This window comes from Sporosarcina sp. E16_3, assembly GCF_017347125.1.
Lineage (GTDB): Bacteria > Bacillota > Bacilli > Bacillales_A > Planococcaceae > Sporosarcina.
In genome coordinates this window covers 25,109-37,487 of record NZ_JADPRX010000037.1, presented here as the reverse complement: position 1 = coordinate 37,487, position 12,379 = coordinate 25,109, and the positions used below count along the sequence as shown (strand labels likewise).

Here is a 12,379-nt window from a genome sequence, read left to right as displayed (position 1 = left end):
AAGTTAGTAAGGGCAAACACCGACTTTGTCATGGCTACTCTCTCCGAAGTCATGGCCGTCCCTGGCGAAGTCATGGCTACCTAAGTTAGTAAGGGCAAACACCGACTTTGTCATGGCTACTCTCTCCGAAGTCATGGCCGTCCCCGGCGAAGTCACGGCCGCCCCCACCATAACCCAATAAACCAAAAAAACTCCCGACGGCTAACGTCAGGAGTCCCCTTTTACCTTCCAGCCACTATATGATGAATATAGCCAATTGCCATTTGCAGCTGATCGTCATTTTTACGGTCATTTCGGAACTCTTCCACTTTAAGTTTCAAAGTTGAGTAAAATAATCGATCCATGGTCGGCCCCATTTCTACTTTGGCGTCTTCACGAAAAGCACTAACTGCGCGGGAAGTTGATTCGTCAAAAAATCCGTCTACACGAGCAACGCTATATCCTAGTCCAGTCAGCAACTTTTGCCCATAAGCGATATCATCATGGTAATCGCCTTCCGTATAGACCTCTGTGACGAGTCGAATATGCTCACCAAACAATTCACTTTGGACAACTTCAAGGTCTTCTTTCACACCTTTTCCGTGAATCCACTTTTCCTTTGGTGTAAGCCATTTATGCGTTGACAATTTCATTTCTCCGCCGTTTGACAAGTCCAATGTTTCTTGAACCGTTCCTTTTCCGAAACTTGTTGCACCGATGATATAGCCTCTTTTTAAATCTTTCAATGCAGCACTCATTACTTCACTTGCAGAGGCACTGCCTTTATCCTGCAGCAAAACGACCGGCATTTTCTTCAGCTTTTCATCATACGGAAATTTCTCGAGCTTTTCCGTAACGAGCGGATCCAATGTTCCTGCCGCATCTTGCATATAAGCAAAAACCGTATCTTTCTTCACCAGACTGCCCACGATACCGCCAACAGTATGCAAGTAACCGCCTGGATTGCCGCGCACATCGATAATTAGTGATTGCGCCCCGTCCTTAACAAGCTTATTGGTTGCGTCCAGCCACTCTTGACGGCTTTCATTGCCGAACATCGTAATCGATATGTAACCGATCTTCTGTCCACGCTCTTCAATTATTTCAGCGGATACAGTTTTTACAGGAATACTGTCTCGCACGACCGACACTTCGATATGCTTATCCAAATCCGGCCTAAAAATCGTCATGGAAACCGCTGTCCCTTTCTTGCCGCGGATTCGTTTAACTACGTCTTGCAGTGATTCCCCTTCAATTCGCTCACCGTCAATACGAACGATTTCGTCATACGGTTGCAAGCCCGCTTTATCAGCTGGAGAACCTTTCACTGGGGCCACGATGATGTATTTCCCATTCGAGCGCGTAATTTCAGCGCCGATCCCGATTCGCTCTCCTGCCAGCGATTCCTTATGGGCGGCCGCCTCTTCCTGCGACAGATACGTCGAATACGGATCGCCGATGACATCCGCCATTCCACGGAGCGCCCCTTCAATCAACATGTCCTTATCCACTGGGTATACGCCTTGCTTCTTGATGACGTTGAACGCTTCATCAATGACTGGAAACGACGCACTTAGCGTCCCTTCTTCCTTTTTGGCACTTCCTTCTCCTGCACAACCATCCAACAGAAGAAAGACGACCGTCGCCAAAGCGGCCAATACGACGAATAACATAAACCGGCTTCTTTGCATAATGCAATGTCCCCTCCTCCGTCCACTATATGAACGACAAAGGAACATTACGACAGCAGATAATCGGCTTTCTTCAATCTAAATTCTTAACAAGGCCCCTCAATGTCTTTTCATCCATCGGCCCGACGATCTTCTGACTAATTTTACCGTCTGTACCAATCATAAACGTAGTTGGAATCGGGATAATCCGATAGTCATCCATAACTGTACCTTCTTTATCCAGCGGAATCGGGAACGTCAATCCATAAATATCGATGAATTCCTCAACGCCCTTAATGCCCCGCCTTTCCGCCGTCGTTAAATTGACCGCAACAATTTCAACATTATCGGCATCCTTGTATTTCTTATAGTATTTCTGCATATGCGGCATTTCCGCCTTACACGGACCACACCACGACGCCCAGAAATTTAAAACTACTTTCTTACCCTTCAAATCCGATAGCTTCACCACATCTCCAGAAAGCGTAGACAGTTCAAAGTCAGGTGGAATCGAACCTTTTTCCAAACCAGGCTCTTCATCTAATGCACTAAAATCTGCACCAATCAGAAATTCATCAATCTCTTTCGGTTTATCCAAATTCGATTTCACCATAATCACCACCATCGACCCAACTAGCAATGCAGCTACGATGAATCCAAGTGTTTTCTTATTCATAGTTGTTCCTCCAATCTAACTTCCGTTTAAACACAATCACAAAAAATAATCCCATGACTACAGTCGATAGTAACGGCGTCTGAATAAATTCATCCGGTTGAACAGCAGATACAAAAACATGAACCGCCACAAACACAAGCGCAAGTTGAACCGGCCAATTACCGGATTTCCCACTATTCATCCAGAAAAACACCGCGAATAACCCGAAAACGATAATCGTCACTGCTTGCGCAAACAGTTCGCCTTCATTCAATAAAACCATCATCACCTGATACACAATTTGAACTAAAATCGCACCCGTAAAGAGTGCCCGAAATCCCTCAGCACCAAGCCGCCCCTTATTTATATCCCATAAGATCTTCCCGGCAATAAATAGCAGTCCTAAGTAAAAACCAACGACCCCACCGTGGAAATAAATAATCGCAAGAGGTGACCGAAGAACCGATTCGTAATCAGTGAGTACGATACTCAATTTCCAAACAATCACCAAATAAAAGAATGCATCACCTATGATCTCCGCATGCTTCTTCCCATATCGGAACCGAACTGCACTATATGCAACAACAAATGCCGCCATGAGTGCAATCCAAGACGCGGGAACGCTGAGGCTTCCTATTGTAAAAAATGAAGTGACTGGCATTCGCATAAAACCCCTTCGACAATTTATACCATAATCGTATCCAATAATAGCCTCGAAAGCCATCATTCAAGTTTAAAGAAACAAAAAAAATCCGCCCCAGTCTTGGGACGGACACAATTAGTTAAAATGATACATAACGTAACGGATTCACTGCACTTGGTCCAGATGCTGACCAGTTACCAATATGCATTTCAAAATGGAGGTGAGGCCCGGTCGATGCGCCTGTAGTTCCGATTTTCCCAATGAATTGGCCTTTTGCAACTTGCTGACCCGCGCTTGTATTAATGCTAGATAGATGTGCATAGACAGTTGTGAAAATCTGCCCATCAATTGAATGTGTCACCATGATAACATTGCCATAAGTCCCCATTGGACCTGCATGGGAAACAACACCATCTCCTGCAGAGACAACGGACGTTCCAGTGCTATTTGCAATGTCGGCTCCACGGTGTTGCCTCTGAGTACCGTAGATTGGATGCGTTCTCCAACCGAATGACGACGTGTACGTTCCTGATGCTGGTTTCGTCCAAGTACCGTTTGATACGGGTGGAAGATAAGATGATGAACCACCACTATTTTGATTGTCTTTCGCTGCTTGAGCTGCAGCTGCTTTACGCGCAATTTCAGCTTGACGTGCAATTTCAGCAATACGCTTTTGTTCCGTTACAATCTTCGCTTCAAGATCTTTGCTAACTTCGTACGTTTCATGCAAATCAACTTCTAGCTTTTCTTTTTCGTTGGCTAATTTCTGTTGTTCAGCTTCTAGTTGATCGATTAACTTATTCTTATCTTTTTTCTGTGCTAAAAGAGACGCTCTCAAGTTTTGAAGTTCTTCTTTAGCGGCTTCCTGCTTAGCTAGTTTTGATTCGACAAGTGCTTTTTCTTCTTCAAGCTGCGCAATATCACTCGCTTGCTGCTCCATAATACTTCGATCTGCATCCATCAAAGAATTGACTGCAGAAAAACGGTCTATGAAATCCGCAAAACTATTTGCTCCAAGAAGAACGTCCAGATAGTTAACTTGTCCGCCTTTTACTTGCATAGTACGAACACGATCACGCAATACGACATCACGTTCTTCAATTTTCTTTTCAAGATCAGCAATTGAAATGCGCAACGCATCAATTTCATTAGTTGTTTGATTTATTTGTCCGATAACACGGTTAATTTGTTCATTGGATTCGTTTATTTTAGCGTTAAGTGCTAAAATTTGATCCGTAATTTTTTCGATTGTCGTTTTTTTGATTTGAATTTGGGAAACCTTTTTATTAATTCCCGTTTTCAATTCACTTTTCTTCATATCTAGTTGTTTCTGTTCTTTTTTCATGTCATCCAAAGGACTTGCTAAAACGCCCGCTCCACTAATAATAGTAGACAGGAAAACAATTGCAATTAGACCTGACAATAGCTTTTTGTATCTATTCAATTTCCCAGTTCCCCTCTCACACTCTATCTCTCATTTAGACTTTAAGAAATTTACGCACAGACATAAAACTACCCCAAACACCAATAAAGATCCCCATAAATAGAATCAGTCCATTCAGCTGGAAAATGAATGGTGTCGTGCTAAGTAATTGGAACAGTTCTCCTTGCAGTTTCGGTTCCAAAAGTTCAAATAGCTTGTAGTAGGATATTGAAATGATGAGCATTGGAGCGATTGCCCCCAAAATGCCAAGCCACATTCCTTCCAATAAAAACGGAATACGCACGAAATTATTCGTCGCTCCGACTAATTTCATAATTTCAATTTCAGTTCGTCTAGCAACGATTGTTATACGAATTGTGTTCGAAATAAGGAACATCGCCGTAAATAATAGTGCCACTATCAGAACCAGACCGACGTTTCGGCTCATATTTAGTATTCCGAAAAGTTTTTCCACTTTTTCTTCGCCATACACGACGTCATAAGTGTAGTCGTATGTATCAATTTTCTTTGCAATAGTAGCAGTCTGTTGTGGGTCCTTCGCTTTTACATACAGTGCATCACCAAGCGGATTGCTCTGTTTATATAAACTAAGTTCGTCACCAAATGATTTAATCATCTTGTCCAGCTCAGCATCTCGTGACGAAAAGACCACTTCGAGAACACCCTCTGTCGAACGGACCTTTTCTACTAGCTCTTTAATTGTCGTTTTGTCTGCTGCTGGATCAGCAACAACTTTGATTTCCACGTCATTTTCGATACTTTGCGCTAGTTGGTTTAAATTCATCATAATCACGATAAATACACCGACAAGCAGGAGGGTGACAGTAACAGCACTGACTGACGCAAACGTCATCCAGCTGTTACGGCGAATGCTTTTGAAACTTTCGCGTACATGCCGACCGAGAGTTCTAGCCTTCATAGTACTCACCTCCGTATTCGTCACGGGTAATGAGTCCGCCTTCTATAGCGATAACACGGTGTTTTATTGTATTAACAATCTCCCTATTATGGGTGGCCATGACAATCGTCGTTCCACGAGCATTAATCTGTTCGAAGATCCTCATGATCTCCCATGATGTTTCAGGGTCAAGATTTCCTGTCGGTTCATCTGCAATGACAACTTTGGGTACATTGACGATTGACCTTGCGATGGATACTCGTTGCTCTTCTCCACCTGATAATTCGTTCGGGAACATGCGCGCTTTTTGCGTAAGTCCGACAAGAGCAAGAACATCATTCACTTTTTTCCGAATCTCTGCTGGCGGCGCTTCGATTACTTCAAGCGCAAACGCCACATTCTCGTAAACATTCAATTTAGGTAATAATTTAAAGTCTTGAAAAACGACGCCAATCTGCCTGCGCAATTGCGGTACACGTTTGTTACGCAATGTCGCAAGATTTATGCCATTAATAATAATCTCTCCACTTGTAGGTCTTTCCTCACGATACATCATTTTAATGAATGTCGATTTACCTGCGCCACTCGGACCGACCACATAAACAAACTCTCCCCGGTCGATTTCGATGTTAATGCCATTTGCGGCAACGACGCCGTTCGGATATTTTTTGTAGACATTTTTCATCACAATCATTCTAAAACCACCTGAATATTTTTGTCTCTCTTTTTTTCCAACAGCCCCATTATAACATGATTCGACTTTCTAAGTATTACAGTTGTGTTTCAAATAATTTTTGAATATAACGTAGATATACGTAGACAATAGTTCTATTATACGACAAAACCTCTAGACCAAAAGACCGTCTCACTAGTCTGTATTCGACCTTTAGGAGCGAATTCCTCTATTATTGACAATAATTTTTGGATTAGTCGTTAATTTTATCAAACGCCGAGGAGTGCCGTCGAACTGTGAAGGGAAGTTGCGGACTATGAGGGCTAACTGTGCGATTGTCATGGCTAATCGACAAAATTTAATGGGAACGTCGAACTGTCGCGGCATTTTAGCTAACTGTGAGGACTAACAACCGAACTGGCATGGCAATTCGACTAACTCTAATGGCAACGCCAAACTGTCATGGCATTTCAGCTAACTGTGAGGACTAACACCTCTACTGTCATGGCTAATCGATTAACTCTGATGGCAACGTCGAACTGTCATGGCAATTCAGCTAACTGTGGGGACTAACACCTCTACTGTCATGGCATTTCGACTAACTCTAATGGCAACGCCAAATTGTCATGGCATTTCAGCTAACTGTCGCGCTAACAAAACAAAAAACCGCACCAGGCATATAGCCCAGTAGCGGTTTCATCGTAAAAGTTATTTTTTCTCAGAAAGCCATTTTGCAACTGCAGTTGCTTCGGCACCTTCGATAAGACCACCTGGCATACTTCCGCGGCCGTTGACGATTACGTCATGGATTTCAGTTTCAGTCATGTGGTCGCCGACATTTGATAAAGCTGGACCCACGCCGCCTTTAAGTTCAAGGTTACCACCGTGACAAGCGATACAGCTCGTGCTAACCACTTTTTCAACGTCAACGGATGCTGTCTCAGTACTAGTACCTGTCGTACCTTTGTCTACTTCTTTTGCTTTGTTGCCGCCACATGCCCCAAGAACAAGAACAGCTGCGAACATAATTGCTAATAACTTGATTTTCATTTTCTTACCTCCATTTATGAATTATTGTACTAACTACCTAAGTATACCAAAACAACATGCATTTAAATCACCTAGGGATTCCCCTAAATTCATCAAACCGGCGACAAATACCGTCCTATCAACCTCCACCACAGTTTGTTTCAACTTTGTGAACTCCGTTAATAAACGCACCAGACGACTAATCGAATTAAATTAGGTCTGCATTACTTAATATACACATAATCCATGCTTCCAAAACCTCTTTATCGGACTATCCAATTTTTTCATAAAAAAATCAGGCAAAAGAAAAAGCACACCGAAGTGCACTCCTCTTCATTTCATTCTATTAAGAAATACGTGAACGTAAGTAAGCATTAATGAACAGGTCGATATCGCCGTCCATTACTGCACTGACGTTTCCTGTTTCTGCACTCGTCCGGTGATCTTTTACCATGGAATACGGGTGGAAAACGTATGAACGGATCTGGCTTCCCCAACCGATTTCTTTTTGATCTCCCCGAATTTCAAGAAGGCGTGCTTCCTCTTCTTCGACTCTGATCTGGTAAATTTTCGCTTTCAATAAATTGATTGCGCGATCACGGTTTTTAATTTGTGAACGTTCTGTCTGACAAGTAACAATTGCGCCAGTTGGAATATGCGTCATACGAACTGCTGAATCTGTCGTATTGACGTGCTGTCCGCCCGCACCACTTGAACGGTACGTATCGATTTTAACATCTTCCATTTTAAGGTCAATGTCAACTTCGCCTTCAAATTCCGGCATTACTTCAATCGAAGAAAATGACGTATGACGTCGACCTGATGAGTCAAACGGAGAAATCCGAACGAGGCGGTGAACGCCTTTTTCTGCTTTTAAATAACCATATGCGTTATGGCCTTTAATCGACAGTGTGACGGATTTCACGCCAGCTTCATCCCCAGCTTGGTAGTCGAGTGTTTCGACTTTGAAGCCGCGATGTTCAGCCCAGCGTGTGTACATGCGAAGTAGCATAGAAGCCCAGTCCTGGGATTCCGTACCGCCTGCACCCGAATGAAGTTCAAGAACCGCACTATTACTATCGAATTCATCACTTAGAAGCATTTGCAATTCGAATGCATCCAGCTTCTTCTTGAAGCCCTTCAACTCAACGCCAAGATCTTCTTGCATTTCTGCATCGTTTTCTTCGCGTAATAATTCAAGAGTCATTTCTAGGTTTTCTTGTTCATCAGTCAACTCCGTGTACTCGCCAACAACGTCTTTCAACGCATTTGACTCGGAGATTACTTTTTGCGCGCCTTCCTGGCTATCCCAGAAACCTGGCTCCAGCATTGTTTCATCTAACTCTTGGATTCGTGCCTCTTTGTTTTCTAAGTCAAAGAGACCCCCTAAAGTCCGCTAATTTCTTAGCTGATTTGTCAAGCTCGTTGCGTACATCGGATAATTCCATCATAATTGTTTCCTCCTGAATTTGGGTTGCCCGGTAGCTTAAGCTGTTCCGTGGCAGTTTTTATACTTTTTCCCGCTGCCGCATGGGCATGGATCGTTACGACCGATGTTAACTGCGCGACGCACTGGTTTCTTGCGCACAGGCTCGCCATCCTCTTTCGGATTAACAGCCTGCGCTTTGACAACTTCTTCACGTTCGAGGTTGTTACGGATTTCTGCTTTCATCACATATTTTGCTGAATCGGCTTCAATCGATGCGACCATTTCCTCAAACATTGTAAATCCTTCCGCCTGGTATTCACGGAGCGGATCTATTTGACCATAGGCACGTAAATGAATACCATTACGCAATTGGTCCATAGCATCGATATGATCTGTCCATTTCGAATCAATCGCACGAAGCAAGACTACTTTTTCGAATTCGCGCATGCGCTCTGCCGTCATTTCCGCTTCCTTCTCATCATAACGTTCCGTGACTGCATTCTGAATAAGCGACGTTAATGGTTCAACAGATTTGCCTTCCATATCTGCAATCGACAGACGACCGTCAGGAAGCAGATTAGCAGCCAAGAAATCTTCAAGTCCTTTTAAGTTCCAATCAGATTCCTTTTCTTCTGTTGTATGAATTGCCACTGCATTTGCGACAACATTTGACAGCATTTTCTCTAGCACTTCACGGATATTTTCCGTTTCCAGAATTTCATTCCGTTCTTTGTAGATGATTTCGCGCTGCAGGCGTAATACATCATCATACTGCAGCAAACGTTTCCGTGCATCAAAGTTATTTCCCTCTACCCGTTTCTGAGCAGATTCAACCGAACGTGACACCATTTTCGACTGGATTGGCGTCGTGTCGTCCATACCCAGTTTCGTCATCATCGACTTCATTTGATCCGAACCGAATCGGCGCATCAATTCATCTTCAAGCGATAAATAAAACTGCGTGATACCGGGATCTCCTTGACGACCGGAACGTCCGCGTAACTGGTTATCGATTCGACGCGACTCATGTCGCTCTGTACCAAGAACCGCGAGACCGCCAAGTTCCTGCACGCCTTCTTCAAGTTTAATATCCGTACCACGACCCGCCATATTCGTCGCGATTGTAACAGCGCCTTTATGACCTGCTTCCAAAATAATTTCCGCTTCACGACTGTGGTTTTTCGCATTTAAAACATTATGCTTCACACCGTATTTTGTCAAATGCTTTGAAATGATCTCAGACGTTTCAATCGCTACCGTACCAACAAGGACAGGCTGCCCTTTTTCATTGCGTTCTTTGATGTCTTCCGCAACCGCCTTGTACTTACCTTCCATTGAAGAGTAAATAAGATCTGCACGGTCATCACGGATTAGCGGACGATTCGTCGGAATTGCAATGACGTTCATGTTGTAAATATTCCGGAATTCTTCTTCTTCCGTTTTTGCCGTACCCGTCATACCGGACAGTTTGTCGTACATACGGAAGTAGTTTTGGAACGTAATTGTCGCAAGAGTCATCGTTTCATTCTGAACTTCTAGGCCTTCTTTTGCTTCAATCGCCTGGTGAAGTCCGTCACTGTAACGACGCCCTTTCATAAGACGTCCTGTAAATGAATCGACGATAACGACTTCGCCTTCTTGAACAACATAATCGACATCGATATGCATGCTCGCATGTGCTTTCAACGATTGGTTAATCGCATGGTTAAGCGTTACGTGCTGCAAATCGAATAAGTTATCGATGCTGAACGCTGCTTCCGACTTCTCGATACCGCTTTCCGTCAACACGACACCCTTCGTCGACTCATCATATGAATAATCTTCTTCTTTTTTGAGTGATTGTGTAAATTTATTCGCCAAGCGATACAATTCGGCCGCTTTTGCAGCTTGCCCAGAAATGATTAGTGGTGTACGCGCTTCGTCAATTAAGATTGAGTCAACCTCATCTATAACTGCGTAGAATAGCGGACGCTGCACTTTATGTTCATTATAAAGCACCATATTATCACGCAAGTAGTCGAAACCGAGTTCGTTGTTCGTGCTGTACGTAATATCTGCACTGTACGCTTCTCGTTTCTCTTCTTTCGATAAACTATTTAAGTTCAGACCGACTGAGAATCCAAGAAACTCATAAAGTTGCGCCATTTCCGTTGCATCACGGCTCGCAAGGTATTCGTTTACGGTTACAACGTGTACGCCTTGGCCAGCAAGCGCATTCAAATAAACTGAAAGCGTTGACGTCAGCGTCTTCCCTTCACCTGTTTTCATCTCCGCGATATTACCTTCGTGTAAAGCCGCAGCCCCAATAATTTGCACACGGAATGGATACATACCTAGAACACGTTTCGACGCTTCGCGAACGACTGCAAAAGCCTCAGCTTGAAGGTCATCAAGCGTTTCTCCTTTTAAGAAACGTTCTTTGAATTCGGCTGTTTTCGCTGTCAGCTGTTCATCCGTAAGCTGTTCCATCTGTGTTGCAAGCGCTTCGACCTTGTCCGCAATCTTTTCAAGACGCTTCAAATCCCGTTTATTCATATCAAACATTTTATTCAATACGCTAAGCATTTAGGTCACATCCTCATTAGGTTCACCCTTCATTTTAACACTGTGAATTGCACGGTGCAAATGGTCTAGCCAAAACTTGTAATGGATTTTTTTTTTTGCGCATCGGGAGTGCTGTTAGGCGTGTAGCATTGCCGCTTGCCCAGGGCTTCAGTCGCCTAGATTTATGCGACTTTGTGCACTGCTCTTCTGTTTAATAACAAAACAAACCCCCTATGCAGTATTACCGCTTAGGGGGCTTCCAAACTCAATCTTCTAGTTAGCTTGTTTCGATTAAACCGTATTTACCATCGCTACGTTTATAAACGATGTTTGTGCCGTCAGAATCTGCATCTGTGAAGACAAAGAATTCGTGGCCAAGCATGTTCATTTGAAGAATTGCTTCTTCTTGATCCATCGGTTTTAGATCGAAATTCTTTGTACGGACGATTGCGAATGCCTGATCTTCTTCAAGGGCTGTATCGCTGTTTTTCTCTTCGCTTTTGTTCACGGATGCGAAGAATGCTGCAACGCCTTCACGCTCACGGAACTTACGGTTTACTTTTGTTTTATATTTTCGAATTTGACGCTCTAACTTGTCAATTATTAAGTCAATCGCTGCATATAAATCGTTATGGCGTTCCTCTGCACGAAGTGTCAGGTTTTTCATAGGAATTGTTACTTCAACTTTAGTTTGTTTGTCATTGTACACTTTCATATTGACATTTGCAGTTGCGTTCGCACTTTCATCGAAGTATCTTTCGATTTTTTGCAATTTCTTCTCGACGTGTTCCCGAATTGATGGAGTTACCTCAAGATTTTCACCGCGGATATTAAAGTCTAACATATGAACTCCTCCTTTAATTAACCTATACAGTACACTTCTACATGTTCCCCATAAAGTCCTTCTAAAAACATTTAGAAAATTAAATATATTGTCGATTTGTGACGAATCCGTTCAAAAACTACTTTTTTTCGTCCTTCTAAGCGCGTTCTGAAGCGATTTCGGAACGTCTACGAAGTTTAAGCTCTTCGACGATTAAATTTTCAATTTCTAGGTTGTCATCAAATTCATAGCCGTACATGTATCCCCCACTATATGGCTTCTTCCACACAATTACGCCTTGCAGGTCGATTAATTTTTCATAAAGTGTGAATTTGATATGCAAACGGACAGATTCACGTTCAACAGGAATATCGAACTTAGCAAAAAGCTTTGCACCGCCTGGACTGATGTCCATGAAATGACATTCACCCGGGCTAGATTCTACTTCCGTTCCATTCTCAACGACAATCCGAAATTCAGCTGCAAGCGGATCTCCAAATGTATACCTAAAATATTCAGTCCGTTTATAAAGCATCATGGCCACTCCGTTCCACCAAATTTTGTTTCCACCATTATAACAGACTACTTATTT

General features: G+C 43.1%; 11 protein-coding genes. All 11 read right to left on the bottom strand.

Annotated elements, in window-relative coordinates:
• Window positions 1-221 precede the first annotated feature (221 nt).
• The 11 genes from I2483_RS16840 to I2483_RS16790 all read right to left on the bottom strand — a co-directional run bounded on the left by I2483_RS16840 (window position 222) and on the right by I2483_RS16790 (window position 12,322).
• Window positions 222-1,670, bottom strand: coding sequence for a S41 family peptidase (locus I2483_RS16840; protein WP_207278254.1), 1,449 nt, complete (start codon window positions 1,668-1,670; stop codon window positions 222-224).
• Between the two features lie 73 nt (window positions 1,671-1,743).
• Window positions 1,744-2,325 (bottom strand): redoxin domain-containing protein, encoded by a 582-nt coding sequence (locus tag I2483_RS16835; protein WP_207278252.1) that lies wholly within the window; start codon window positions 2,323-2,325, stop codon window positions 1,744-1,746.
• Entirely contained in the window at window positions 2,318-2,965 is a 648-nt protein-coding gene (locus tag I2483_RS16830) for a hypothetical protein (protein ID WP_207278250.1), read from the bottom strand. The genes I2483_RS16835 and I2483_RS16830 overlap by 8 nt, the downstream gene beginning before the upstream one ends.
• Window positions 2,966-3,086: 121 nt before the next feature.
• On the bottom strand, window positions 3,087-4,391 hold the full coding sequence (locus I2483_RS16825) for a murein hydrolase activator EnvC family protein (RefSeq protein WP_255550495.1): 1,305 nt from the start codon (window positions 4,389-4,391) through the stop codon (window positions 3,087-3,089).
• A 34-nt stretch (window positions 4,392-4,425) separates the two neighbouring features.
• Entirely contained in the window at window positions 4,426-5,310 is an 885-nt protein-coding gene (ftsX, locus tag I2483_RS16820; RefSeq protein WP_207278249.1) for a permease-like cell division protein FtsX, read from the bottom strand.
• A complete protein-coding gene (gene ftsE / locus I2483_RS16815) occupies window positions 5,300-5,983 on the bottom strand; it encodes a cell division ATP-binding protein FtsE (protein ID WP_207278247.1) in 684 nt (227 codons plus the stop codon). Before ftsE ends, ftsX begins: the two co-directional genes overlap by 11 nt.
• A 687-nt stretch (window positions 5,984-6,670) precedes the next feature.
• Entirely contained in the window at window positions 6,671-7,012 is a 342-nt protein-coding gene (gene cccB / locus I2483_RS16810) for a cytochrome c551 (protein ID WP_186669219.1), read from the bottom strand.
• A 325-nt stretch (window positions 7,013-7,337) separates the two neighbouring features.
• Window positions 7,338-8,439 (bottom strand): peptide chain release factor 2 gene (gene prfB, locus I2483_RS16805; protein ID WP_186669608.1). Its coding sequence is split into 2 segments (ribosomal slippage): window positions 7,338-8,366 and window positions 8,368-8,439, totalling 1,101 coding nucleotides; the frame shifts between segments, so codons are not numbered across the junction.
• 38 nt (window positions 8,440-8,477) lie between these two features.
• On the bottom strand, window positions 8,478-10,985 hold the full coding sequence (secA, locus tag I2483_RS16800; protein ID WP_207278245.1) for a preprotein translocase subunit SecA: 2,508 nt from the start codon (window positions 10,983-10,985) through the stop codon (window positions 8,478-8,480).
• Window positions 10,986-11,241: 256 nt separating this feature from the next.
• A complete protein-coding gene (hpf, locus tag I2483_RS16795; RefSeq protein ID WP_186669215.1) occupies window positions 11,242-11,808 on the bottom strand; it encodes a ribosome hibernation-promoting factor, HPF/YfiA family in 567 nt (188 codons plus the stop codon).
• A 136-nt stretch (window positions 11,809-11,944) separates the two neighbouring features.
• Window positions 11,945-12,322, bottom strand: a complete 378-nt coding sequence (locus I2483_RS16790; RefSeq protein ID WP_207278243.1) for a PilZ domain-containing protein — start codon at window positions 12,320-12,322, stop codon at window positions 11,945-11,947.
• Window positions 12,323-12,379: the final 57 nt, after the last annotated feature.